At 62.4% G+C, this 24,926-nt stretch carries 20 protein-coding genes; 14 read left to right on the forward strand and 6 right to left on the reverse strand.

What is annotated here, in order from left to right:
- Positions 1-63 precede the first annotated feature (63 nt).
- Positions 64-906, reverse strand: a complete 843-nt coding sequence (locus tag NPS29_RS07650; RefSeq protein WP_274131744.1) for a 23S rRNA (adenine(2030)-N(6))-methyltransferase RlmJ — start codon at positions 904-906, stop codon at positions 64-66.
- Positions 907-1,234: 328 nt separating this feature from the next.
- Here NPS29_RS07650 and NPS29_RS07655 point away from each other — a divergent pair, with 328 nt between their 5' ends.
- Positions 1,235-1,498: a hypothetical protein gene (locus NPS29_RS07655; protein ID WP_274131746.1), complete on the forward strand. Its 264-nt coding sequence runs from the start codon at positions 1,235-1,237 to the stop codon at positions 1,496-1,498.
- A 113-nt stretch (positions 1,499-1,611) separates the two neighbouring features.
- On the opposite strand, the gene NPS29_RS07660 is transcribed toward NPS29_RS07655, so the two are convergent.
- Together NPS29_RS07660 and NPS29_RS07665 are read right to left on the reverse strand one after the other, a co-directional pair.
- Positions 1,612-2,715 carry a GlxA family transcriptional regulator gene (locus NPS29_RS07660; RefSeq protein ID WP_274131748.1) on the reverse strand — a complete coding sequence of 368 codons (1,104 nt, stop codon included), beginning with the start codon at positions 2,713-2,715 and terminating at the stop codon, positions 1,612-1,614.
- Positions 2,716-3,283: 568 nt separating this feature from the next.
- Positions 3,284-4,660: an L-serine ammonia-lyase gene (locus NPS29_RS07665; protein WP_274131750.1), complete on the reverse strand. Its 1,377-nt coding sequence runs from the start codon at positions 4,658-4,660 to the stop codon at positions 3,284-3,286.
- A gap of 495 nt (positions 4,661-5,155) precedes the next feature.
- Here NPS29_RS07665 and NPS29_RS07670 point away from each other — a divergent pair, with 495 nt between their 5' ends.
- The 12 genes from NPS29_RS07670 (at position 5,156) to yccS (ending at position 22,502) form a co-directional block, all read left to right on the forward strand.
- Positions 5,156-6,103: a choline ABC transporter substrate-binding protein gene (locus NPS29_RS07670; protein ID WP_274131752.1), complete on the forward strand. Its 948-nt coding sequence runs from the start codon at positions 5,156-5,158 to the stop codon at positions 6,101-6,103.
- Positions 6,104-6,169: 66 nt separating this feature from the next.
- Positions 6,170-7,018: a choline ABC transporter permease subunit gene (choW, locus tag NPS29_RS07675; RefSeq protein ID WP_274131817.1), complete on the forward strand. Its 849-nt coding sequence runs from the start codon at positions 6,170-6,172 to the stop codon at positions 7,016-7,018.
- On the forward strand, positions 7,015-8,196 hold the full coding sequence (gene choV / locus NPS29_RS07680; RefSeq protein WP_274131753.1) for a choline ABC transporter ATP-binding protein: 1,182 nt from the start codon (positions 7,015-7,017) through the stop codon (positions 8,194-8,196). The genes choW and choV overlap by 4 nt, the downstream gene beginning before the upstream one ends.
- Before the next feature lie 267 nt (positions 8,197-8,463).
- On the forward strand, positions 8,464-9,063 hold the full coding sequence (gene betI, locus NPS29_RS07685) for a transcriptional regulator BetI (RefSeq protein ID WP_274131754.1): 600 nt from the start codon (positions 8,464-8,466) through the stop codon (positions 9,061-9,063).
- An 85-nt stretch (positions 9,064-9,148) separates the two neighbouring features.
- Positions 9,149-10,621 (forward strand): betaine-aldehyde dehydrogenase, encoded by a 1,473-nt coding sequence (gene betB, locus NPS29_RS07690; RefSeq protein ID WP_274131755.1) that lies wholly within the window; start codon positions 9,149-9,151, stop codon positions 10,619-10,621.
- A gap of 235 nt (positions 10,622-10,856) precedes the next feature.
- Positions 10,857-12,560: a choline dehydrogenase gene (gene betA, locus NPS29_RS07695; protein WP_274131756.1), complete on the forward strand. Its 1,704-nt coding sequence runs from the start codon at positions 10,857-10,859 to the stop codon at positions 12,558-12,560.
- 201 nt (positions 12,561-12,761) lie between these two features.
- Positions 12,762-14,204, forward strand: a complete 1,443-nt coding sequence (locus NPS29_RS07700) for a TldD/PmbA family protein (RefSeq protein ID WP_274131758.1) — start codon at positions 12,762-12,764, stop codon at positions 14,202-14,204.
- Positions 14,204-15,529, forward strand: a complete 1,326-nt coding sequence (locus tag NPS29_RS07705; RefSeq protein WP_274131759.1) for a TldD/PmbA family protein — start codon at positions 14,204-14,206, stop codon at positions 15,527-15,529. The genes NPS29_RS07700 and NPS29_RS07705 overlap by 1 nt, the downstream gene beginning before the upstream one ends.
- A 154-nt stretch (positions 15,530-15,683) precedes the next feature.
- Complete coding sequence (mdtD, locus tag NPS29_RS07710; RefSeq protein WP_274131760.1) at positions 15,684-17,126, forward strand: multidrug transporter subunit MdtD; 1,443 nt, start codon at positions 15,684-15,686, stop codon at positions 17,124-17,126.
- Positions 17,127-17,368: 242 nt separating this feature from the next.
- On the forward strand, positions 17,369-18,748 hold the full coding sequence (gene dbpA / locus NPS29_RS07715; RefSeq protein ID WP_274131761.1) for an ATP-dependent RNA helicase DbpA: 1,380 nt from the start codon (positions 17,369-17,371) through the stop codon (positions 18,746-18,748).
- Between the two features lie 136 nt (positions 18,749-18,884).
- On the forward strand, positions 18,885-20,063 hold the full coding sequence (locus NPS29_RS07720) for an NAD(P)/FAD-dependent oxidoreductase (protein WP_274131763.1): 1,179 nt from the start codon (positions 18,885-18,887) through the stop codon (positions 20,061-20,063).
- Between the two features lie 231 nt (positions 20,064-20,294).
- Positions 20,295-22,502: a YccS family putative transporter gene (yccS, locus tag NPS29_RS07725; RefSeq protein ID WP_274131765.1), complete on the forward strand. Its 2,208-nt coding sequence runs from the start codon at positions 20,295-20,297 to the stop codon at positions 22,500-22,502.
- Here yccS and NPS29_RS07730 read toward each other — a convergent pair.
- Entirely contained in the window at positions 22,483-23,220 is a 738-nt protein-coding gene (locus NPS29_RS07730) for a substrate-binding periplasmic protein (RefSeq protein WP_274131767.1), read from the reverse strand. The genes yccS and NPS29_RS07730 overlap by 20 nt on opposite strands.
- Positions 23,221-23,505: 285 nt before the next feature.
- On the opposite strand from NPS29_RS07730, the gene NPS29_RS07735 reads away from it, so the two are divergent.
- The gene (locus NPS29_RS07735; RefSeq protein ID WP_274131768.1) at positions 23,506-23,964 is read left to right on the forward strand and encodes a GNAT family N-acetyltransferase; all 459 of its coding nucleotides are present in this window, start codon (positions 23,506-23,508) and stop codon (positions 23,962-23,964) included.
- Position 23,965: 1 nt separating this feature from the next.
- Here the strand turns inward: NPS29_RS07735 and NPS29_RS07740 are convergent, their stop codons facing one another.
- Complete coding sequence (locus tag NPS29_RS07740) at positions 23,966-24,262, reverse strand: winged helix-turn-helix domain-containing protein (protein WP_274131770.1); 297 nt, start codon at positions 24,260-24,262, stop codon at positions 23,966-23,968.
- A 150-nt stretch (positions 24,263-24,412) separates the two neighbouring features.
- A complete protein-coding gene (locus tag NPS29_RS07745; protein ID WP_274131771.1) occupies positions 24,413-24,922 on the reverse strand; it encodes a YgjP-like metallopeptidase domain-containing protein in 510 nt (169 codons plus the stop codon).
- Positions 24,923-24,926: the final 4 nt, after the last annotated feature.

The raw sequence follows: 24,926 nt of genomic DNA on the forward strand, positions 1-24,926 counted from the left end.
TGATACACCGCAATCGCGAGCAAGCTCACTCCTACAAGGATCGGGGACACCCAAGGGATTTACTCAAGCTTCAGCAATCAACCAATCCAGCCGCCAGTCACCACCGGTCTGCGCCAATGTCTTGGCCAGCCACGGCAGCAACTCGCGCAGCTCCTCTTCCAGCCCCCACGGCGGGTTGGCAATCGCCAGGCCCGAGCCGGTCAGGGTGTTGGGCGTATCCACCGGATGCACCAGCAGCTCCACACGCAGCAGCTTGGGCGCGCCGGTTTCGGCCAGTTCCTGATAGAAACGCTTGAGCGCGCGCTGGTCCTTGATCGGGTACCAGATCGCCGCGACGGTCTGGCGCATGCGGCCGATGGTTTCCTTGAGCGCCACCGAGCAGCGCTTCATCTCGTCCAGTTGCTCGAACGGCGGGTCGATCAGCATCACGGCACGCTTTTCCTGCACCGGCAGCAAGGCACGGGGCACATGCCAGCCTTCGCCCAGGTGCACGGCCACGCGCTTGTCGTATTTCATGTTGTCCTTGAGCAGCGCGCCGTCTTCGGGGTGCTTCTCGTTGAGCAGCACGCGGTCCTGCTCGCGAGTCAGGCGCCGGGCCAGCTCCGGGGAACCCGGGTAGTAGCGCAGCTCGCCGGTCTTGCGGTTCATGTGCCGCAGCACATCCAGATAGCCCTGGGCCATGGCCGGCACGTCTTCGGCGTCCCACAGGCGGCCGATCCCTTCGATCCACTCACCGGTGCGCGTGGCCTGGTCGCCCTGCAGGTCGTACAGGCCCAGCCCTGCGTGGGTGTCGAGGTAGGCGAACGGCTGCTCCTTGCGCGACATCAGTGCGATCAGGCGAGTCAGGACGATGTGTTTCAAGACGTCGGCGTGGTTGCCGGCGTGGAAGGCGTGACGGTAGTTCATGGCGGCTCCTGGAAGGCCGGGCAGTTTAACAAAACCGCCGCGCCTGCGCAGACCGCTCATGCCCATTGGGCCTGACAAAAAACCCGGGCAAAAAAATCCCCGGTTAAGCCGTTACAAAACCGGGGTTGAGGGAGTTGCGCGGGCTAGAGGGTGACCAAACCATGGCCCGCGCAAGTATGAATGGGGCCATTATGCCCAGTTAACTAAACGGTTACATAGCCAAAACCGACACACTGATGTGCATCCCAGACATTGCCGACGGCAGGTATTGCCGAGCGTGCGGCGCGCTACCAGAATCGGTCCAACCCCAATAAAAGGAGCGAGCGTCATGATGCATGCAGACCTGATCGACCAGGACGATCTTCTCGGTCAACTCAGATCCATCGGCTTTGAAATGCCATCAGGGGCCACTGCCGAACAAGCCTGCGCCCAAGCCGTCTGCGGCCTGAACGACGACCGCGCCCGGGCATTGCGTCAATTGGTGGAAAGACTGTTGAGTGGCGGCGCGACCATCCTTCCGGCCGTGCGCCAGGCCATTGACCAGCAGTTGCTGCCGGCGTTGGCGACCTACAACAAAAGCAAAACTTACTGACTCCCCTGTAGGAGCGCGCTTGCCCGCGACGGCGTCGCCATGTCCAACATCGTTGATGACTGACACTTCGCTGTCGCGGGCAAGCGCGCTCCTACAAGAGGCTTGCGCTTCCCTTACAACCTCACACTCGCAAACGTCGACTCATTACGCGCCTGGCTCAACGCCGACAGCGGGCCTGAGAGCGGCGCCAGGACCATGGCCTGCGGAATCGGCAGCATCGCCACCTGTTGCGCGGTGTTGGAGCCTACGCGCTCGTCACGCGGCGGGATGCCGAAGTATTCGCGGTAGCACTTGGAGAAGTGCGGCGTGGACACGAAGCCGCAGACCGACGCCACTTCGATGATCGACATCGGCGTCTGCTTGAGCAACTGACGCGCGCGGATCAGGCGCAGCTTGAGGTAGTAGCGCGATGGCGAACAGTGCAGGTATTTCTGGAACAGCCTTTCGAGCTGCCTGCGGGAAACCGAGACATAGACCGCCAGTTCGTCGAGGTCGATCGGCTCTTCGAGGTTGGCCTCCATCAGCGCGACGATTTCCTGCAGTTTTGGCTGGTTGGTGCCGAGCATGTGCTTGAGCGGCACGCGCTGGTGATCCTGTTCGTTACGGATGCGCTCGTACACGAACATCTCCGAGATCGCGGCGGACAGTTCACGGCCGTGATCGCGGCTGATCAGGTGCAGCATCATGTCCAGCGGCGCGGTCCCACCGGAGCTGGTGAAACGGTTGCGGTCCAGGGTGAACAGGCGGGTGCTCATGGCCACGCGAGGGAAAGCTTCCTGCATCGCTGCCAGACATTCCCAGTGCACGCTGCAATCGAAACCGTCCAGCAGGCCTGCGCACGCCAGCGCCCAGCTGCCGGTGCACACCGCGCCCAGGCGGCGGGATTGACGAGCCTGGCTTTGCAGCCAGCTCACGTGTTCGCGGGTCACGGTGCGTTGAATGCCGACACCGCCGCAGACGATCACGGTGTCCAGCACCGGTGCCTTGTGCATGGCCGCATCCGGGGTGATTTGCAGGCCGTCGCTGGCCCAGACCTGGCCACCGTCGACACTCAGGGTGGTCCAGCGATACAGCTCGCGACCGGACAACTGGTTCGCCATGCGCAGTGGCTCTACCGCAGATGCGAGAGAGATCAGTGTGAAATTGTCCAGCAGCAGGAAGCCGATGGATTGAGGCGCACGGTTCTGGGGTTGGGCCCCGGAGTTGAACGAAGTCATCACAGTATCTCCTCACACGAAAGCGGCTGATGGCCCCAATCAGGGCTCTTGTTGTTCTGCCCTCTCACTGGAGAGCTATGCCTATTGCAACGCAAATGCCATGCCTAAAGTTGAATGAGCATTCAATTACTCTCGTTTGCGACGTCGTGATGCGTCTATTCGGGAGCGACATGGCCGTTCAGTTAGCGACCTATCGATTCAAAAGCCGCGCAGGCATTGGAGAGGTGAGCAAATCGGTAGCACTTGTGTGACACGCCGAAATATTTGCCAACAGGAGAGTGTCACCCTATGCACAGGTGACGGGCGGTCGTGGGGGTTACACAGGTGTGGCATGGCGTTGCGCTATGCCACAGGGTTCACGCGCCAAAACGTGGCGAAGGCTCTAGGCCGTGAGCTAAAAGCGAGCAGCGGGTGTTTCAGATACCGGGGTGGGTCTGGTGCACCGCCATCGCGAGCAAGCTCACTCCTACAGGTTTTGGGTCGTCCATCAATCTTCGCCCGGCCCACTCCCCTGTAGGAGTGAGCTTGCTCGCGATAGCGTCAGATCAGTCAGCATCCATAGATCGAATCAACACTCCACCGCGCTGACCGCCAACCCGCCGCGCGACGTTTCTTTGTATTTGTCGTGCATGTCGGCCCCGGTGTCGCGCATGGTGCGGATCACCCGGTCCAGGGAGATGAAGTGCTCGCCGTCGCCACGCAGGGCCATCTGGGCGGCGTTGATGGCTTTCACAGCCGCAATTGCGTTGCGCTCGATGCAGGGCACCTGCACCAGCCCCGCGACCGGGTCGCAGGTCAGGCCCAGGTTGTGCTCCAGGCCGATCTCGGCGGCGTTGCACAGCTGTGCAGGCGTGGCGCCGAGAATGTCCGCCAGCCCGGCCGCGGCCATGGCACAGGCCGAACCGACTTCACCCTGGCAGCCCACTTCGGCGCCGGAAATCGAGGCGTTCTTCTTGCACAGGATGCCGATGGCTGCTGCCCCGAGGAAGAAGTCCACCACATTGGCTTCGCTGACTTCATCACTGAACTTGACGAAGTAATGCAGCACCGCCGGGATGATCCCCGCCGCGCCATTGGTCGGCGCGGTGACCATGCGCCCGCCGGCGGCGTTCTCTTCGTTGACCGCCAGGGCGAACAGGTTGACCCATTCCATGGCGTTGAGCGTCGAGCCGATGACATTCGGCTTGCCCAGTTCCTGAAGGCTGCGATGCAGACGCGCCGCGCGGCGTCGAACGTTCAAGCCGCCTGGCAGCGTGCCTTCATGTTTCAGGCCGTGGTCCACGCAGTCCTGCATCGCACGCCACAGGCGCATCAGGCCTGCGCGAATTTCCTCTTCGCTGCGCCACACCTTCTCGTTGGCCAGCATCAGTTCCGACACCCGCAAGCCGTGTTGCTTGCACAACCGCAGCAGTTCGTCGGCGCTGGAGAAGTCATAAGGCAGCACGGTGGTGTCCGCATCCAGCACGCCGCTGGCGGCCTGGGCTTCATCGACGACGAAACCGCCGCCGACCGAGTAATAGGTGTCGCGATGAATCTCGCCTTCGGTGGAGAAGGCAATCAGGCGCATGGCATTGGGGTGATACGGCAGGTTTTCGTCGAGCAGCAGCATGTCGCGCTGCCAGATGAACGTCACGCGGTGATCGCCGCTGAGTTTCAGGGTGTCGGTTTCACGCAGCTCGGCGATGCGCTGGTCGATCTGGGTCGGGTCGATTGCGTCCGGCCACTCACCCATCAGGCCCATGACGACAGCCTTGTCGCTGCCGTGCCCGACGCCGGTGGCCGACAGCGAGCCATACAGCCGCACTTCGACACGATTGACCTGCGCCAGCAGGTCGCGCTCACGCAGGGTCTGCACGAACAGTGCTGCGGCACGCATGGGGCCGACGGTGTGTGAGCTGGAAGGTCCGATACCGATTTTGAACAGGTCGAAAACGCTGATAGCCATTAACCGCAAGCCTCCGAAAACAGGGGGTTTCCGGCGCGCCAGGCGGCCGGCGACGGAGCTGCTACGCTTCTAGCTGCGGTCCGTCGAGATAGGGGCATCATCAGCCTTTTATCGCGAGGGGCGGCGTCTACAACCGACTCAATCATGCCCACAAACGCCGCGCCCCGACGCTGGCGCACAGGAGCACGTCCCCCACAAAACCTGTCACTGTTTTCGACACTTTTTGCCGTAAAGCCACTCGGCTCTCTAGCCCAACTGCCGGTCGACGAACGGGGAAAAAAGCTGGAAGCGACGTCACACACACTGGATGCGACTCCCTCTGTACTGGTTACGACGCACCCTGTAGGCGTTTGGTTTTCGCTGTTCCATGATCGTTAGCGACTCGATCGCCAACGCAGTGATAGAGCTGTTTTCCCTTTTGACTCGCCGACACCAAGAAAGCGCATCAGCCAAAAAGGTTGATGACGAGAAGAAAACACCTGAGGAGTCCCAACCATGAAAGGTTCACAAAAGCTGTTGCTGGGCGTCGCGTTGAGTCTGCCGATGCTGGCACAGGCCGCAGAGCCGGCAGCATGCAAGATGGTCAATTTCTCGGATGTCGGCTGGACCGACATCACCGCAACGACCGCCGTGACCAGCGCCGTGCTCCAGTCGCTGGGCTACAAGACCAAGACCACGATGATTTCCGTGCCCGTGACCTACAAGTCGCTGGCCGATGGCAAGAACATGGACGTGTTCCTCGGCAACTGGATGCCGACGATGGAAAACGACATCAAGGCCTATCGCGATGCCGGTACCGTCGAAACCATCCGTCCCAACCTCGAAAACGCCAAGTACACCCTCGCCGTTCCCGAAGACCTCTACAACAAGGGTCTGAAAGACTTCGCCGACATCGCCAAATTCAAGGACGAGCTCAAAGGCCAGATCTACGGCATCGAGCCAGGCAACGACGGCAACCGCACCATTCAAAGCGTGATCGACAAGAACCAGTTCGGCCTCAAGGATGCAGGCTTCAAGGTCGTCGAATCCAGTGAAGCCGGCATGCTGGCGCAGGTCGACCGCGCCATCAAGCGCAATCAGGCCATCGTGTTCCTGGGCTGGGAACCGCACCCGATGAACACCCGCTTCAAGATCAAATACCTGACCGGCGGCGACGACTCCTTCGGCCCCAACTTCGGTCAGGCCACGGTCTACACCAACGTACGCAAAGGCTACGCCACAGAGTGCCCGAACGTTGGCCAACTGCTCAAGAATCTGTCCTTCACCTTGCCAATGGAAAGCTCTCTGATGGGCAACATCCTGGACGACAAGATGAAGCCTGATGCAGCCGCCAAGGCGTGGCTGAAGAAGAACCCGCAAATCCTCGACACCTGGCTGGCGGGTGTCACCACAGTGGACGGTAAACCTGGCCTGGAAGCCGCTAAAGCCGAGCTGACTAAGTAAACAGACACCCAGGCGGGTTCACGCCCGCCTGCTGTCCTCTTTTCATCCCGCACGCGGACAATCGATATCATGCTGACTGATCATAAAATCCCCTTAGGCCAGTACATTGCCGGCTTTGTCGAATGGCTGACCCAACACGGCGCCAGCACCTTCGACGCCATCGCTTCGTCACTGGAAGCCATGATCCACGGGCTGACCGCAGGTCTGACCTGGTTCAATCCTTTCGTCCTGATCGGCCTGATTGCTCTGCTTGCTCATTTCATTCAGCGCAAATGGGGCCTGACCGCCTTCGTCGTGGCCTCCTTCCTGTTGATCCTGAACCTGGGTTACTGGCAGGAAACCATGGAAACCCTCGCCCAGGTGTTGTTCGCCACCCTGGTGTGCGTGGTCATCGGCGTGCCGCTGGGCATCGTCGCGGCGCACAAGCCGTGGTTCTACACCGCGATCCGCCCGGTCCTTGACCTGATGCAGACCGTCCCGACTTTCGTTTACCTGATTCCAACCCTGACCCTCTTCGGCCTGGGCGTGGTGCCAGGCCTGATCTCGACTGTGGTCTTCGCGATTGCAGCGCCGATCCGCCTGACGTACCTGGGCATCTGCGATGTCCCGCAAGAACTGCTCGACGCCGGCAAGGCCTTCGGCTGCTCCCGTCGTCAACTGCTGTCCCGTATCGAACTGCCCCACGCCATGCCAAGCATCGCGGCCGGTATCACCCAGTGCATCATGCTGTCGTTGTCGATGGTGGTGATCGCAGCACTGGTTGGCGCCGACGGTCTGGGTAAACCCGTGGTCAACGCACTGAACACTGCTGATATCGCTCTGGGCTTCGAAGCGGGCCTGGCGATCGTATTGCTGGCGATCATGCTCGACCGTATCTGCAAACAACCCGACGCTAAAGTGAGGGCTGACGCATGAGCATCATCAAATTCGACCAGGTAGACGTTGTCTTCTCCAAAGACCCGCGTGAGGCACTCAAGCTGTTGGATCAAGGCCTTGCGCGGCCAGAAATCCTGAAGAAAACCGGCCAGATCGTTGGCGTGGAAAAAGCCAGCCTGGAAATCAACAAGGGTGAAATCTGCGTACTGATGGGCTTGTCCGGCTCGGGCAAATCCAGCCTTCTGCGCTGCATCAACGGCTTGAACACCGTCAGCCGCGGATCACTGTTCGTCGAGCACGAAGGCAAGCAGATCAACATCGCCAACTGCACACCGGCAGAGCTGAAAATGATGCGCACCAAGCGTATCGCCATGGTGTTCCAGAAGTTCGCGCTGATGCCCTGGCTGACCGTTCGCGAGAACATCAGCTTCGGCCTTGAAATGCAGGGTCGCCCGGAGAAAGAACGTCGCCAGCTGGTGGACGAGAAACTCGAACTGGTGGGCCTGACCCAGTGGCGCAACAAGAAGCCCGACGAGCTGTCCGGCGGCATGCAGCAGCGTGTGGGCCTGGCCCGTGCACTTGCGATGGACGCCGACATCCTGTTGATGGACGAACCGTTCTCGGCACTCGACCCGCTGATTCGCCAGGGCCTGCAGGATGAACTGCTGGCACTGCAGAAGAAACTCAGCAAGACCATCGTATTCGTGAGTCACGACCTGGACGAAGCCCTCAAGCTCGGTACCCGTATCGCGATCATGAAGGACGGCCGGATCATCCAGTACAGCGTGCCGGAAGAGATCGTGCTCAACCCGGCGGACGAATACGTGCGTACCTTCGTGGCCCACACCAACCCGCTGAACGTGCTGTGCGGTCGCAGCCTGATGCGCCCGATCAACGATTGCACCCGCATCAACGGCTCCCAGGTGTGCCTGGATCCGGGCAACGATTCGTGGATCGACCTGGCCGACGGCAACACCATCAAAGGCCTGCATCAGCACGGCGCGCCCGTTGACCTGCAAAGCTGGGAACCGGGCCAGGCGGTGGAAAACCTGGGTCGCAAACCGACGGTCGTGCACTCGAACATCGGCATGCGCGAAGCCCTGCAGATCCGTTACCACACCGGCAACAAGCTGGTGCTGCAAGAGAACAACCAGCTGGTCGGCATTCTTGGCGACAGCGAGCTGTATCACGCGCTGTTGGGCAAGAACCACGGCTAAACGCAGCTCACGCTTCAACGCAATACCTGTAGGAGTGAGCTTGCTCGCGATACGTCGGCACATCCAACCCATGGGCTGACTGACACACCGAATCGCGAGCAAACTCACTCCTACAAATGATCGTTTTCCAATTCTGAATCGGTGGTGTTAGTGGCTTTTCCGCACGCCCATGATTTTTTGTTGATTGAACGTTCAATTAAAAAGCACTAGACTGAAGGCCGTTTTTCAGTCGTTCACGATCACCCGGCGAGCCAAGGAGACTCACAGATGCCCAAGGTCGGTATGCAACCCATTCGTCGTCAACAGCTGATCCAGGCCACCCTCACGGCGGTCGATCAGGTCGGGATGGGGGACGCGAGCATTGCGCTGATCGCCAAGCTGGCGGGAGTCTCCAACGGCATCATCAGTCACTACTTTCAGGACAAGAACGGCCTGATCGCAGCGACCATGCGCCATCTGATGAATGCACTGATCGTCAACGTCGCCGAACGCCGTCAGGCGTTGGGCGATGACAGCCCCAGGGCGCACCTGATGGTCATCATCGAGGGCAACTTCGACGCCAGCCAGGTCAACGGCCCGGCAATGAAAACCTGGCTGGCCTTCTGGGCCACCAGCATGCACTCGCCGTCGCTGCATCGTTTACAGCGCATCAACGATCACCGCCTGTACTCGAACCTGTGCTGCCAGTTCCGCCGCGTACTGCCGCTGGATCAGGCACGCACCGCAGCCCGCGGTCTGGCCGCGCTGATCGACGGTTTGTGGCTGCGCGGCGCGCTGTCAGGCGACGGCTTCGACACCCAACAGGCGCAACAGATCGCCTACGAATACATGGACATGCAACTGGCAAAAGCGGCGCGCTGCTCCTGATACAGACGGCAGGCCGCCGAACATCGATCCCGACAGCGCCCGGCGCCCGGGATCAACGCCCATCACAGACAACTGCGAGGACTCTATGGCCCGTTTCGAACTGCAAAAACTCTACATTGACGGTGGTTACGTCAACGCAAGCAGCGACGCAACCTTTGAAGCCATCAACCCGGCCACCGGCGAAGTCCTCGCCAAGGTTCAGCGCGCCAGCAAGGCCGACGTCGAACGCGCCGTGGAGAGTGCCGAAAAAGGCCAGAAAATCTGGGCCGCCATGACCGCCATGGAACGCTCCCGCGTCCTGCGTCGCGCCGTCGACATCCTGCGCGAGCGCAACGATGAACTGGCCGAACTGGAAACCCTGGACACTGGCAAGGCGATTTCCGAAACCAAATACGTGGACATCGTCACCGGTGCCGACGTGCTCGAATACTACGCAGGCCTGGTGCCGGCCATCGAAGGCGAGCAGATTCCGCTGCGCAACTCCTCGTTCGTCTACACCCGCCGCGAGCCGCTGGGCGTGACCGTCGGTATCGGTGCCTGGAACTACCCGATCCAGATCGCCCTGTGGAAATCCGCCCCGGCCCTGGCCGCAGGCAACGCGATGATCTTCAAGCCAAGCGAAGTCACCTCGCTGACCACCTTGAAACTCGCTGAAATCTACACCCAGGCCGGCCTGCCTGACGGCGTGTTCAACGTGCTGACCGGCAGCGGCCGCGAAGTCGGCACTTGGCTGACCGAGCACCCGCGCATCGAGAAAGTATCGTTCACCGGCGGCACCGACACCGGCAAGAAAGTCATGGCCAGCGCTTCGAGCTCGTCGCTCAAGGAAGTGACCATGGAACTGGGCGGCAAGTCGCCGCTGATCATCTTCGACGACGCCGACCTGGATCGCGCCGCCGACATCGCCATGATGGCCAACTTCTACAGCTCCGGTCAGGTCTGCACCAACGGCACCCGGGTGTTCGTGCCGAGCGCACTGAAGGCCGCGTTCGAAGCGAAGATTGTCGAGCGCACGAAGCGCATCCGCGTCGGCAACCCGCAGGACGACAACACCAACTTCGGCCCACTGGTGAGCTTCGCGCACATGGAAAGCGTGCTGGGCTACATCGCCAAGGGCAAGGAAGAAGGCGCACGCCTGCTGATCGGCGGTGATCGTCTGACCGAAGGCGAATTCGCCAACGGCGCGTTCGTGGCGCCGACCGTGTTCACCGACTGCACCGACGAGATGACCATCGTCAAAGAGGAAATCTTCGGCCCGGTCATGAGCATCCTCACCTACGACACCGAAGAAGAAGTGATCCGCCGCGCCAACGACACTGAGTTCGGCCTGGCAGCAGGCTTGGTCACCCGCGACATCAACCGCGCGCACCGGGTCATTCATCAGCTGGAAGCCGGTATCTGCTGGATCAACGCCTGGGGCGAATCCGACGCCAAGATGCCGGTCGGTGGCTACAAGCAGTCGGGCATCGGCCGCGAAAACGGCATCAGCTCGCTGGCGCAGTACACGCGCATCAAATCGGTACAGGTCGAGCTGGGCGATTACGCCTCGGTGTTCTAACCCGCCCCACTCCTACAGTCGAACGCAATCACTGTAGGAGTGAGCTTGCTCGCGATGACGTCGGTACATCTTGCATCTCTGCTGACTGACCCGCCGCTATCGCGAGCAAGCTCACTCCTACAGGTCCCGACGCCAGTTCGGCTAGCGCACTAGCATGGGGTGCTAGGGGTCGAGCATGCATATTGCTCCCCCTGTTCCTCTCGACCGCCCACTTTCTGAAGAGGGAGCATCATCAATGTCCCAAGAATTCGACTACATCATCATCGGCGCCGGCTCGGCCGGTAACACCCTGGCAGCCCGTCTCACCGAAGACGCGGGCGTCACCGTGCTGCTGCTCGAAGCCGGCGGTCCGGATTACCGCGCTGACTTCCGCACGCAAATGCCCGCCGCGCTGGCCTTCCCGCTGCAGGGGCGTCGCTACAACTGGGCTTACGAAACCGAGCCCGAGCCGCACATGAACAACCGCCGCATGGAATGTGGCCGGGGCAAGGGCCTGGGCGGCTCGTCGCTGATCAACGGCATGTGCTACATCCGCGGCAACGCCATGGACTACGACGGGTGGGCGAAACACCCGGGGCTTGAGGACTGGTCCTACCTGGATTGCCTGCCGTATTTCCGCAAGGCCGAAACCCGCGACATCGGCGCCAACGACTACCACGGCGGCGAAGGCCCGGTCAGCGTGACCACGCCCAAGGCCGGCAACAACCCGCTGTTCCACGCCATGGTCGAAGCCGGCGTACAGGCCGGTTACCCACGCACGGACGATCTCAACGGCTACCAGCAGGAAGGCTTCGGCCCGATGGACCGCACCGTCACCCCAGCGGGCCGTCGCGCCAGCACCGCGCGCGGCTATCTGGATGAAGCCAAGCAGCGTGACACCCTGACCATCGTCACCCACGCCCTGACCGACCGCATTCTGTTCGACAACAAGCGCGCGGTCGGCGTGGCTTATCTGGTGGGGGACAGCGACACCCGCATCGAGGCCCGTGCCCGCAAGGAAGTGCTGCTGTGCAGCGGCGCCATCGCCTCGCCGCAGATCCTGCAACGCTCCGGCGTCGGCCCTGCCGATCTCCTGAAGAAGATGGACATCCCGCTGGTGCACGACCTCCCAGGCGTAGGTGAAAACCTGCAAGACCACCTGGAGATGTACCTGCAATACGCCTGCGAGGAGCCGGTGTCGCTGTATCCGTCGCTGCTGTGGTGGAACCAGCCGGCCATCGGCGCCAAGTGGATGTTCCTGGGCAAGGGCATCGGCGCAAGCAACCAGTTCGAGGCCGGTGGGTTCATTCGTTCCCGCGAGGAGTTCGAATGGCCGAACATTCAGTATCACTTCCTGCCGGTGGCGATTAACTACAACGGCAGCAATGGCGTGAAAGAACACGGCTTCCAGGCCCACGTCGGTTCCATGCGCTCGCCGAGCCGTGGTCGCGTGCAGCTCAAGTCGAAGAACCCGCGCGAGTACCCGAGCATTCTCTTCAACTACATGGCCACCGAGCAGGACTGGCAGGAGTTTCGCGACGGCATTCGCCTGACCCGCGAAATCATGGCCCAGCCGGCGCTGGATCAATACCGCGGCCGCGAAATCAGCCCAGGCCTGGACGTGCAGACCGATGAGCAGCTCGACGCCTTCGTGCGCGAACACGCCGAGACCGCCTTCCACCCTTCGTGCTCGTGCAAGATGGGCACCGATGAGATGGCAGTGGTCGATGGTCAGGGCCGGGTTCACGGGTTGCAGAACCTGCGGGTGGTCGATGCGTCGATCATGCCGATCATCACCACCGGCAACCTCAACGCACCGACGATCATGATGGCCGAGAAAATTGCCGACAAGATCCGTGGCCGCACCCCATTGCCGCGCAGCACCGCCAAGTACTTCGTGGCAGGCGATGCACCGGTGCGTGGCAAGCCGATGCGTGAGGTGGCTACAAAAACGCAATAGCCAAGCCACCACAACCCCTGTAGGAGTGAGCTTGCTCGCGATAGCGGCGGGACAGTCAGCAGAAAATGCAAGATGTGCCGACGTCATCGCGAGCAAGCTCACTCCTACAGGTCCGTGCGATCACGGAAGGTCCGCGTGATAACACTTCCGCGCTATGATTCGGCCCATTGCCCGTCCGAATTCAGCCAGGAGCCTTCGCGCATGTTCGATTTCTCCGCTCAGCTCAAGCAGCGGTTCGCTGCGTTGAAGAGCAGCGCACAGTTCTTCTCCCTGCGTTACGTCAAACAGACCAGCCAGCACCTCTCGGTGCGCAAGAACGTCGCCGAACCGCCGCAACTGAGCAGCGACGAAGGCGCGATGCTGACGGCGCGGGTCAATGGCGTCGAAGCCTACGCCGCCACCAACGACATCTCCCAGCACGGCCTGCAAGCGGCCCTTGAACGCGCCGAAACCCTCGCGCGCATGCTGGCGCCCCACGCACTGCTCGACCTGAGCGAGCAGCCGGTGGCCACCGCTCGCGCCGATTACCTGTCACCCAACCTGGACAGCGCCTTCGCCTCCCTGGGCGACTGCTATGCCCTGCTCGGCAGCGAGTCGGCGGCGGTGCCCAAGGACGAGCGGCTGGTGAACTGGCAAGTCAGCCTGGGGCTGGAAAACGTCGAGCAGATCTACCTCAACAGCGCCGGTGCCGAACTGCGTCAGGCCCAGCGCTTCGTCTTCCCGGGACTGAGCGTGACCGCCTACGACGGCCAGGACAGCCAGACCCGCAGCCTGGGCCGGGAAAACTTCGGCCAGCAAGGTGGCGCTGAAGTCATCACCTCCTGCGGGATCATCGGCGCGGCAACCAACGTGGCCGATCAGGCGCTGCAACTGGTGATGGCGCCCAACACGCCGACCGGTGCCCGTGACCTGCTGCTGACACCGGACCAGATGATCCTGCAGATCCACGAATCCATCGGCCACCCGCTGGAGCTGGACCGCATCCTGGGCGACGAGCGCAATTACGCGGGCACCAGTTTCGTGAAGGCCAGCGACTTCGGCAGCCTGCAATACGGCTCGAACCTGCTCAACGTGACCTTCGACCCGGACATCCCCGAACAACTGGCCAGTTACGCTTTCGACGACGACGGCACCCTGGCCAGCAAGCAGTTCCTGATCCGCAACGGCGTGCTCGAACGTCCGCTGGGCGGCGCGCTGTCGCAGTACCGCAGCGGCATGGACGGCGTTGCCAACAGCCGCGCCTGCAGCTGGAACCGCGCGCCGATCGACCGCATGGCCAACCTCAACATCGAACCGGGTGACCGGTCGATGGAGCAACTGATTGGCGGCATCGAACACGGCATTCTGATGAGCACCAACCGTTCCTGGTCGATTGACGATGCCCGCAACAAATTCCAGTTCGGCTGCGAGTGGGGCCAGTTGATCGAAAATGGCGAACTCAAGGGCGTGGTGAAAAACCCGAACTACCGCGCCATCTCGGCGCAGTTCTGGCGCAACCTGAGCGCCGTAGGCGATGCCAGCACCTTCAAGGTGCTTGGCACGCCGAACTGCGGCAAGGGCGAGCCCAACCAGGTGGTCCGCGTGGGGCACGCCTCGCCTGCGTGCGTGTTTTCCCGTGTCGACGTTTTCGGAGGTGACGCCTGATGTCCCATCAAGATCAGTTCCACCGCCTGGTTGACTGGCTGCGCAGCGCGGTCAGCGCCACGCAACGCTTCACCCTCAGCTACAACGCCGAGGCATCGGACTTCATCCGCTTCAACCACGCAAAGGTGCGGCAGGCCGGGCAGGTTCAGCAGGCCAGTGTCTATTTCAAGCTGATCGAAGACGGCCGCCACGCCGACCTGAACCTGACACTGTCGGGCGACAGCGAAGTGGATCGCCAACGCCTGAGCGATGCCCTCAAGCAACTGCGCGAAACCCTGCCGCTGCTGCCAGCCGATCCCTGGCTGCTGCTCAACGACGACGCCTGGCAAAGCAGCAACGTGCAGGACCTGCCGCTGCCTGACAGCGCCCATGTGGTCGAGCAGATTGCGCAACTGGGCGAAGGCCTGGATCTGGTGGGCATCTACGCCGCCGGGCCGATCTATCGCGGCTTCGCTAGTTCGAGCGGTGCGCTGGGCTGGCATCAGGCGAACAGCTTCAACTTCGACTGGAGCCTGTTCCACGAAAACGGCCAGGCGGTGAAAGCCAACTACGCCGGTCACCAGTGGGATGACGCCGCGTTCAGCAGCCGCTTCGCCCTGGCCCGCGAGCAACTGACCTTTCTCGGTCAGCCAGCCCGCACCCTGGCACCCGGCCAATACCGCGCCTACCTGGCCCCGGCTGCACTGGAAGAAGTCACCGGCATGCTGTGCTGGGGCGGTTTCTCCGCGCAGTCGCTGGCCGACAAGACCAGCCCCTTGCAGCGCCTGTACGACGGTCAGGCCGCGCTCAGCCCGCTGGTGAGCATCGATGAACAGGTCAGCGGCTCGCTGTCGCCTGCGTTCTCCGGCGAGGGCTACCCGCGCTCGGACCTTGCGCTGGTAGCCGAAGGCGCAGCCCGTGATCGCCTGGTGGACTCGCGCAGCGCCGCCGAATACGGCCTGGCCGCCAACGGCGCCGGTTGGGGTGAATCGCCCAGCGCACTGAGCATGAGCGGTGGCTCGCTGGCACTGGACGACGTGCTCAAGGAGTTGGGCACGGGGCTGTACATCAGCAACCTGTGGTACCTGAACTTCTCCGACCGCACCGCCGGGCGCATGACCGGCATGACCCGCTTCGCGACGTTCTGGGTCGAAGACGGCAAGATCAAGGCGCCGGTCAGCACCATGCGTTTCGACGACAGCGTCTACAGCCTGCTGGGCAGCGCACTGGAACAATTGACCACGCAGAGGGAACTCATCCTGTCGACGAGTACCTACAGTCAACGTCAGACAGCCTCCAACCTGCTGCCGGGGGCGCTGGTCAGTCGCCTGACGCTGACTTTGTAGATTCACCACCGCCCCCGTAGCAGCACGGCTTGCCGGCGGGAGCGGTGTGTCAGACGGCACATTCGTCACAGATACACCGCTCCCGCCGGCAAGCCGTGCTGCTACGAGGCGAGTTACCAGGCGCCCCATTTCACTCAAAGGACCCAGGACTCACATGCCGACCTCGACGCCGCAACTGGACGCCCGCACCCTGCGCTGGATGCCCTGGGTGATCGCCATCGCGTTTTTCATGCAAAGCCTGGATGGCACCATCCTCAATACCGCGCTGCCGTCCATGGCCCGTTCGCTGTCCGAAGACCCGCTGCGCATGCAGTCGGTCATCATCGCCTACATGCTGACCATCGCCCTGCTGATCCCGGCCTCGGGCTGGATCTCCGACCGTTTCGGGATCAAGCGGATCTTCTTCAGCGCCATCCTCTTGTTCAGCTTCGGCTCGCTGCTCTGCGCGGCGGCCAATTCCCTCGGCATGCTGGTCGCAGCCCGAGTGGTCCAGGGGCTGGGCGGCGCATTGATGATGCCGGTCGGCAGGCTGATCGTGCTGCGCGCCTACCCGCGAACCGAGCTGGTGCGCATCCTCAGTTTCATCACCATGCCCGCCCTGCTCGGCCCGCTGATGGGCCCGACCGTGGGCGGCTGGCTGGTGGAGATCCTCAGCTGGCACTGGATCTTCCTGATCAACATCCCGGTCGGCATCCTCGGCTGCTTTGCCGTGCGCAAGTTCATCCCGGACCTGCAGGGTGGCGGCCGTACGCCGTTCGATCTGGTCGGGTTCACCCTGTTCGGCGCGTCGATGGTGCTCATCACCATCGCCCTCGAAGGCCTGGGCGAACTGCACCTGCCGCATTTGCGCGTGGTGATGCTGCTGTTCGGCGGCATGGCGTGCCTGGCGGCCTATTGGCTGCGAGCCGGGCACGTGGAGTCGCCGCTGTTTTCCGCTTCGCTGTTTCGTACCCGCAGTTTCGCGGTGGGCATCATGGGCAACCTGTTCGCCCGGCTGGGCAGCGGCGCGTTGCCGTTTCTGGTGCCGCTGATGCTGCAGGTCGCGCTGGGGTATTCGCCGTCCCATGCCGGGATGAGCATGATCCCGCTGGCATTGGCGGCCATGTTCGCCAAACCCCTGGCGACCCGGGCCATCGAGCGCCTGGGCTATCGCATCGTGCTCACCGGCAACACCCTGCTGCTGGGCGCGCTGCTGGCCAGCATGGCGCTGATCGATGCCGATACGCCTTACTGGGTGCTGCTGATTCACCTGGCGTTCCTCGGCGGGGTCAACTCGCTGCAGTTCTCGGCCATGAACGCCGTGACCCTGATCGACCTCGATGACGCCAGCGCCGCCAGCGGCAACAGCCTGCTGTCGGTGGTGGCGCAGTTGTCCCTGAGCCTGGGCGTCGCCTGCGCGGCGGCGTTGCTGGGCGGGTTTACCGATGACGTTGCCACCGGCGAAGTCAGCAGCGTGCTCGGTGCGTTCCAGTTGACCTTCCTTTGCGTGGGCGTGCTGGCGATGCTGGCCGCGTCGATCTTCCTGCAGCTGTCGCCGCGCATGCCCCCGGAAAATCCGCCACGCAAACCTCAGACCGAGCCCGAGATCGAAGCCTGACACGCCGTGAATACTTGGACACAACTTTCCCTGTGGGAGCGGGCTAGCCCGCGAAGAGGCCAGAACATCCGCAGCATTTTGTCCGTCAGGGCTGCCGTCTTCGCGGGCTAGCCCGCTCCCACAGAGTGATTGCCAAAGGAACGTCCGCGATCAACAAAGCTCCACCATTTATCGCCCGCGGCCCCAAGACAGGGGCTGCGACCTGATACACTGCGCGCCATTTTGTTTTGCAGGCCACCCTTGTGACTAACACCGCGTTCAACTCATTGCCCCTTTCCGCCGCCATGCTGGCTAACCTGGAGTCCCTTGGTTATGCCCAGATGACGCCGATTCAGGCGCAGAGCCTGCCGGTGATGCTCAAGGGCATGGACCTCATCGCCCAGGCCAAGACCGGCTCGGGCAAGACCGCAGCCTTTGGTGTCGGCCTGCTCAATCCGATCAATCCGCGCTACTTCGGTTGCCAGGCTCTGGTGCTGTGCCCCACCCGCGAGCTGGCGGATCAGGTCGCCAAGGAAATCCGCCGTCTGGCCCGCTCCGAAGACAACATCAAGGTGCTGACCCTGTGCGGTGGCGTGCCGTTCGGCCCGCAGATCGGCTCGCTGGAGCATGGCGCGCACATCATCGTCGGCACGCCGGGGCGCATCCAGCAGCATTTGCGCAAAGGCTCGCTGGTGCTCGACGGCCTCAACACCCTGGTGCTGGACGAAGCCGACCGCATGCTTGATATGGGCTTCTACGACGCCATCGAAGACATCATCCAGCAGACCCCAGAGCGTCGTCAGACCCTGCTGTTCTCGGCCACGTACCCTGTGGGCATCAAGCAACTGGCGTCCAAGTTCATGCGTGACCCGCAGACCGTGAAGGTCGAAGCGCTGCACGCCGACAGCCAGATCGAGCAGATCTTCTACGAAATCTCTCCGGAGCAGCGCCTGGAAGCGGTGGTCAAGGTCCTCGACCACTTCCGTCCGCAGTCCTGCGTGGCGTTCTGCTTCACCAAGCAGCAGGTGCAGGAAGTGGTCGATCACCTGACCGCCAAGGGCATGTCGGCTGTCGGCCTGCACGGTGATCTGGAGCAGCGTGACCGCGACCAGGTGCTGGCGATGTTCGCCAACCGCAGTACTTCGGTGCTGGTCGCCACCGACGTGGCCGCCCGCGGCCTGGACATCGACGCGCTGGACATGGTGATCAACGTAGAGCTGGCCCGGGACTCTGAAATCCACATCCACCGCGTCGGCCGTACCGGTCGCGCAGGCGAAACCGGGATTGCCGTCAGCCTCGTCGCACCCGGCGAAAGCCAGCGCGCCCGCGCCATCGAAGAACTGCAGAAAGCCTCGCTGAACTGGCAGCAGATCGACGACCTCAAGCGCAAGGAAGGCGGCAAGCTGCTCCCGCCGATGACCACCCTGTGCATCGGTTCGGGCCGCAAGGACAAACTGCGTCCGGGCGACATCCTCGGCGCGCTGACCGGCGAAGCGGGTATCCCCGGCACCCAGGTCGGCAAGATCGCGATCTTCGACTTCCAGGCCTACGTGGCCGTGGAGCGCAGCATCGCCAAACAGGCGCTGGAGCGTCTGAACAACGGCAAGATCAAGGGCAAGTCGTTGCGGGTGCGGATTCTCTAAGCACGCAACACCGCACCGCCCTCATCGCGAGCAAGCTCACTCCTACAGGTCCGCGCGTAACCTGTAGGAGTGAGCTTGCTCGCGATGACGTATTCACAAACACTGCAAAACTTTCAGAACACCCGAGGACACCGCTTTGCCCGTTACTGACGTTGTGATCATCGGCGCCGGCGCCGCCGGTTTGATGTGCGCCTTCACCGCCGCCAATCGTGGCCGCAAGGTGATGCTGATCGATCACGCCAACAAGCCGGGCAAGAAAATCCTCATGTCCGGTGGCGGTCGCTGCAACTTCACCAACATGTACACCGAGCCTGCGAACTTCCTGTCGCAGAACCCGCACTTCTGCAAATCGGCCCTGGCCCGCTACACCCAGTGGGATTTCATCGAACTGGTAGCCAAGCACGGCGTGCCGTACCACGAGAAGAAACTCGGCCAGCTGTTTTGCGACAACAAGTCCAGCGACATCCTCGGCCTGCTGCTCAGCGAGTGCGATGACGCAGGCGTCGCGCTGCACATGGACACCTCGGTGCAGACCATCGAGAAGACCGACGCCGGCTACCTGTTGCAAACCACCCTGGGCGACATCAGTTGCCAGTCGCTGGTGATCGCCACTGGCGGGCTGTCGATTCCGACGCTGGGCGCCACCGGTTTCGGCTATCAGGTGGGCAAGCAGTTCGGTCACACCCTGCTGCCGACCCGAGCAGGGCTTGTGCCGTTCACCATCACCGACCAGTTGAAAGAGCTGTGCACCGAGCTGACCGGCACCTCGGTGGACTGCCTGGTGAGCTGCAACGAGATCAGCTTCCGCGAGAACATCCTGTTCACCCACCGCGGCCTGAGCGGCCCGGCGATCCTGCAGATTTCCTCGTTCTGGAATCCGGGTGACGCGGTTGAAATCAACCTGATGCCCGACCACGATGCCCACGCCTGGCTGACCGAACAACAGGCCCAGCGCCCCAACAGCGAACTGAAAACCCTGCTCGGCGAAATCTTCACCAAGAAGATGGCCAACCTGATTGCCGAGCAATGGTTCATGTCCAAACCGATGAAGCAGTACACCCACGCGGAACTGGCCGACATCGCCGAAAAACTGGCGAGCTGGCAGGTGGTTCCAGCCGGCACCGAAGGCTATCGCACCGCCGAAGTGACGCTGGGCGGCATCGATACCCGTGAAGTGTCATCCAAGACCATGGAATCGCTGAAATCGCCGGGGCTGTATTTCATCGGCGAAGTGCTGGACGTCAGCGGGCACCTGGGCGGCTTCAACTTCCAGTGGGCCTGGGCCTCGGCGTACGCGGCGGCGCAGTACGTCTGACCTTCGGCAAAACCCGGTCCCGTAGCAGCACGGCTTGCCGGCGGGAGCGGTGTGTCAGGCGGCATATCCGTCATAGACCCACCGCCCCGCCGGCAAGCCGTGCTGCTACGGGTGTATCGCATCAGTCCGAAGGACGGCACGGAATAAATTTTGCTAAGCAGATGTACAGCGCTCATCAGGCGCTGTACATATCTCTGTGCAGATTGACTAGCGAACAGGCCGTCGGCGTACATGGCATCGAAATCGTGGCGTAACACCTTCCGCCGCCTCTGGGCGCTGGACAAGTTTTCCTACAGCGTGCGGGTATTCATCGCACTCACCGGCAGCATGGCCCTGTGCTGGTACCAGAACGAAATGTCGCTGGTCATCCCGCTGTTCCTGGGGATTATCGCCAGCGCCCTGGCCGAGACCGACGACAGTTGGCAAGGCCGTCTCAACGCGCTGGCCGTGACCCTGGTGTGCTTCAGCATCGCTGCGCTGTCGGTCGAGCTGCTGTTCCCCTACCCCGTCATCTTCATTTGCGCCTTCGCCCTCGCGGCATTCTGCCTGACGATGCTCGGCGCCCTGGGCGAACGCTACGGCGCCATCGCCTACGCCACCCTGATTCTCTCGGTCTACACCATGATCGGCGTGGACCAGCGCGGCGGCGAGGTGACCGATTTCTGGCACGAACCCATGCTGCTGGTGGCGGGTGCGGCCTGGTATGGCCTGCTCTCGGTGCTGTGGCAGATGCTGTTTTCCAACCAGCCGGTGCAACAGGCGCTCGCCCGGCTGTTCCGCGAACTGGGTTTGTACCTCAAGCTCAAGTCCGAGCTGTTCGAACCCATTCGCACGCTGGACGTCGAGGCCCGGCGCCTGGAGCTGGCCAAGCAGAACGGCAAGGTGGTCGCCGCGCTCAACGCGACCAAGGAAATCATCCTCAACCGGGTCGGCAGCGGTCGCCCCGGGTCCAAGGTCAGCCGCTACCTGAAGCTGTACTTCCTGGCCCAGGACATTCACGAGCGCGCCAGCTCGTCGCACTACCCCTACAACTCGCTGGCCGAGGCGTTTTTCCACAGCGACGTGCTGTTCCGCTGCCAGCGTCTGCTGCGCCAGCAGGGCAATGCCTGTCGTGATCTGTCGGTGTCGATCCAGTTGCGTCAGCCCTTCGTCTACGACGACAGCTTCGCCCACGCGCTGGATGATTTGCGTGCGTCCCTGGAGCACCTGCGCATTCAGAGCAACCCGGCCTGGCGCGGCCTGCTGCGTTCGTTGCGGGCGCTGGCCAACAATCTCGCCACCCTTGACCGCCTGCTCAGCGACGCCAGCAACCCCGACGCCCTGGCCGATGCCACCGACAGCAGCCTGCTGGACCGCTCGCCGCGCAACCTCAAGGATGTCTGGACCCGCCTGCGGCTGCAGCTCACCCCGACGTCCCTGTTGTTCCGTCACGCCTTGCGCCTGCCTCTGGCGCTGGTGGTCGGCTACATCATGCTGCACCTGATCCATCCCTCCCAAGGCTACTGGATCATCCTGACCACGGTATTCGTTTGCCAGCCCAGCTACGGCGCCACTCGGCGCAAGCTGGGGCAGCGGATCATCGGTACGGCCATCGGCCTGACGGCGGGCTGGATTCTGTTCGACCTGGTCACCTCACCGATTCTGCAATCGATGTGCGCGGTGCTGGCCGGGGTGGTGTTCTTCGTCAACCGCACCACGCGCTACACCCTGTCCACGGCGGCGATCACAGTGATGATCCTGTTCTGCTTCAACCAGGTGGGCAACAGTTACGGCCTGTTCCTGCCACGCCTGATGGACACCCTGCTGGGCAGCCTGATCGCAGGCCTCGCGGTGTTCCTGTTCCTGCCGGACTGGCAAGGCCGGCGCCTGAACAAGGTGCTGGCCAACACGCTCACCTGCAACAGCATTTACCTGCGCCAGATCATGCAGCAGTACGCCCGCGGCAAGAGCGACGACCTCGCCTATCGCCTGGCCCGGCGCAACGCCCACAACGCCGACGCCGCCCTGTCGACCACCCTGGCCAACATGCTGATGGAGCCCGGGCACTTTCGCAAAGAGGCCGATGTCGGCTTTCGCTTCCTGGTGCTTTCCCACACGCTGCTCAGCTACCTGTCAGGCCTGGGCGCGCATCGGGGCACCGAGCTTCCGGACGAGGTGCGCGAGCAGTTGATCGAAGGCGCCGGGGCGCAGTTGGCGTCGAGCATCGACGAAATCGCCCAGAGCCTGGCCAGCCGTGAAGCGGTGGCGGTACAAAGTGACGCCGAAGAGGCGCTGGCGGTGGATCTGGAGCAGATGCCCGAGGAGATCGACGAAGGTCAGCGCCTTGTGCAGACCCAGCTTGCGCTGATCTGCCGCCAGCTCGGGCCGCTGCGCACCCTGGCTGCACACCTGATCAAAGACCCGGTCAAAGAACCGCAGATCACAGACCGTGCAGCTTGAGCAGCTTGTCGTAGCTGCCGTCGGCCTTCATCGCGGCGATGGCCTTGTCGAAGTCGGCCACGATCTTGTCGTGGCCAGGGGTTTTCAGGCTGACGAGGATGAACAGCCCGTTTTCGCTGAGTGAGCGTGGCAGGAATTCGACGTTGTCACGGACTTCGGCGGGCTCGCGCCCCAGCGCCACTTTGGCCGCGTATTCGTCCTCGACGGTCAATTCGACCCTGCCCGCCGCCAGCATCCGAACTGCCGTCGAGAAGCTCGCCACCGGCACTTTCTTCAGATTGGTGTCGTTATCGAACGCCGGCGAGTAGGCATAGCTGCGCACCACCGCGATGGAGTACGGGTGCAGTTGGGTGAGGTTCTGATAATCGACGGTCGATTCCTTGCGCTTGAGAAAACGCAGGCGGTTGACGAGGTACTCCTGTGAAAACTCACCAATCTGCTCGCGATCTTCGCTGTACCAGGCGTTGATCAGCACGTCATAGCGGCCCTCGCCCACCCCATGAATCGCCCGCGCCCACGGCACCTGTTCATACTCGGTGGTGTAGCCGGCGCGGCCCAGTGCGGTGCGAATCAGGTCGGTGGAGAGGCCGTCGTTGAGCAGCGACACATCGGCGTAAGGCGCCCATGCATCACCCACCAGGCGGAGTGTCTGCGCCGCCGCGCCATGGGCGATCAGCAGCATTCCCAGCAGCACCACGGCTCGCACCAAACGCGACATGCTCAGAATCCTTCAGGCAACGGATGGCAACTGGCCTTCATTGAAGACCTGTTCGGTCGATTTCACAACTCACAAGAACATGAAGTTTGTGCGGCAGTTCAAGAATTACAACTCCCCTGCTCCTGTAGCCCGCGACCGCGGTATTTCATGCAACATTGCGCTGTCTGGTCCACTGCAATCGCGGGCAAGCGCGCTCCTACGGCTGTTCAAGGCAGACTGTGGATTTGGGGTTGGCGCATTAAGCGTTTAGTATCCGGCATGGACTTTTTTTCGTGAGCCGGCTTCATGTCTATCAACTGGATTTGCAAACACCACACCGCCCTGACCAAAGAGCAGTTGTACGCCATTTTGCAGCTGCGCGCGCAGGTGTTCGTGGTGGAACAGAAATGTTGGTATCAAGACGTCGATGGTCAGGACCTGCTGGGCGATACCCGCCACCTGATGGCCTGGCAGGGCGAGGAGCTGGTCGCGTACCTGCGCCTGCTCGACCCGATCCAGCAGGACGGTGACGTGACCATCGGCCGGGTCGTGACTGCCCCCTCGATGCGCAACAAGGGCATGGGCCATGAACTGATGGTGCAGGCGCTGGAACACGCCGAACGCAACTGGCCCGACCAGCCGATCTACCTTTCCGCACAGGCTCATCTGCAAGGCTATTACAGCCGTTACGGCTTCAACCCCGCAGGCGAGGTGTACGTCGAGGACGGCATCCCGCACATCGGCATGCGCCGCGACCTGGACTGACTCAGGGATACCCCAGCACCGCCTTGATCTGCGAGAGGTTCGAGTCGATCCACTGCCGGTCGATGGCGCCCCAGTCGCGGATCCGGTAGCTGCCGGCATGATTGCGCCCACCGTCCAGTTGCTCGAATTCACAGACGATATCCAGGTCCGCCAGCGCCGCAATGGTGTCCTGGGCGGTGCGCCGCGGCATGCCGGTGACGTCGGTCAGGGCCGGCACGCTGCTGGCGATTTCGCTGTCGATCAGATACGCCACGTACAGGCGCCGGTAGAAGCTGCTCTTGGTCTTGCTGACGTCCATCGTCAGGTCCTTGTGGATGAAGAGTGCATTGTCGTTATACAGCCCCTGTAGGAGTGAGCTTGCTCGCGATTACGGTTTACCAGACGCTGCACTATCGACTGACACACCGCAATCGCGAGCAAGCTCACTCCTACAGGTCAGCGGCGGATTCTAATTCTGCATATCCCGCCACGTCAGGTACACGCGCAGGTCGAACTCCAACTGGTGATACCCGGGCTGCATGTACTCACACAATTTGTAGAACGCCTTGTTGTGCTCGCTCTCTTTGAAGTGCGCAAGCTCGTGCACCACGATCATCTTCAGAAACTCCGGTGCCGCGTCCTTGAACAGGGACGCCACGCGGATCTCCTTCTTGGCCTTGAGCTTGCCGCCCTGCACCCGCGACACGGTGGTGTGCAGCCCCAGGGCGCGGTGCGTGAGGTCCAGGCGGTTGTCGAACAGCACCTTGTCGATGGTCGGCGCATTGCGCAGGTGTTCCTGCTTGAGGGCCAGGGCGTAGGCGTACAGCGCCTTGTCGCTCTGTACGTCATGCCGCCCGGGATAGCGCTGTTGCAGGTAGGCGCCCAGCTTGTCCTGGGCGATCAACTGGCGAACCTGATCCTGCAGCGACGCCGGATAGGCCTGCAGGTACTTGAGTGGCGTGACGGCGGTAACGGTCATGGTG

The organism is Pseudomonas putida (assembly GCF_028682175.1).
Classification (GTDB): domain Bacteria; phylum Pseudomonadota; class Gammaproteobacteria; order Pseudomonadales; family Pseudomonadaceae; genus Aquipseudomonas; species Aquipseudomonas putida_AD.

What these genes read in the sequence shown, in the direction of transcription:
- NPS29_RS07650 (WP_274131744.1), bottom strand. Translation starts at nt 906, where the DNA reads ATGAACTACCGTCACGCCTTCCACGCCGGCAACCACGCCGACGTCTTG.
- NPS29_RS07655 (WP_274131746.1), top strand. Translation starts at nt 1,235, where the DNA reads ATGATGCATGCAGACCTGATCGACCAGGACGATCTTCTCGGTCAACTC.
- NPS29_RS07660 (WP_274131748.1), bottom strand. Translation starts at nt 2,715, where the DNA reads ATGACTTCGTTCAACTCCGGGGCCCAACCCCAGAACCGTGCGCCTCAA.
- NPS29_RS07665 (WP_274131750.1), bottom strand. Translation starts at nt 4,660, where the DNA reads ATGGCTATCAGCGTTTTCGACCTGTTCAAAATCGGTATCGGACCTTCC.
- NPS29_RS07670 (WP_274131752.1), top strand. Translation starts at nt 5,156, where the DNA reads ATGAAAGGTTCACAAAAGCTGTTGCTGGGCGTCGCGTTGAGTCTGCCG.
- choV (WP_274131753.1), top strand. Translation starts at nt 7,015, where the DNA reads ATGAGCATCATCAAATTCGACCAGGTAGACGTTGTCTTCTCCAAAGAC.
- betI (WP_274131754.1), top strand. Translation starts at nt 8,464, where the DNA reads ATGCCCAAGGTCGGTATGCAACCCATTCGTCGTCAACAGCTGATCCAG.
- betB (WP_274131755.1), top strand. Translation starts at nt 9,149, where the DNA reads ATGGCCCGTTTCGAACTGCAAAAACTCTACATTGACGGTGGTTACGTC.
- betA (WP_274131756.1), top strand. Translation starts at nt 10,857, where the DNA reads ATGTCCCAAGAATTCGACTACATCATCATCGGCGCCGGCTCGGCCGGT.
- NPS29_RS07700 (WP_274131758.1), top strand. Translation starts at nt 12,762, where the DNA reads ATGTTCGATTTCTCCGCTCAGCTCAAGCAGCGGTTCGCTGCGTTGAAG.
- NPS29_RS07705 (WP_274131759.1), top strand. Translation starts at nt 14,204, where the DNA reads ATGTCCCATCAAGATCAGTTCCACCGCCTGGTTGACTGGCTGCGCAGC.
- mdtD (WP_274131760.1), top strand. Translation starts at nt 15,684, where the DNA reads ATGCCGACCTCGACGCCGCAACTGGACGCCCGCACCCTGCGCTGGATG.
- yccS (WP_274131765.1), top strand. Translation starts at nt 20,295, where the DNA reads ATGGCATCGAAATCGTGGCGTAACACCTTCCGCCGCCTCTGGGCGCTG.
- NPS29_RS07730 (WP_274131767.1), bottom strand. Translation starts at nt 23,220, where the DNA reads ATGTCGCGTTTGGTGCGAGCCGTGGTGCTGCTGGGAATGCTGCTGATC.
- NPS29_RS07735 (WP_274131768.1), top strand. Translation starts at nt 23,506, where the DNA reads ATGTCTATCAACTGGATTTGCAAACACCACACCGCCCTGACCAAAGAG.
- NPS29_RS07740 (WP_274131770.1), bottom strand. Translation starts at nt 24,262, where the DNA reads ATGGACGTCAGCAAGACCAAGAGCAGCTTCTACCGGCGCCTGTACGTG.
- NPS29_RS07745 (WP_274131771.1), bottom strand. Translation starts at nt 24,922, where the DNA reads ATGACCGTTACCGCCGTCACGCCACTCAAGTACCTGCAGGCCTATCCG.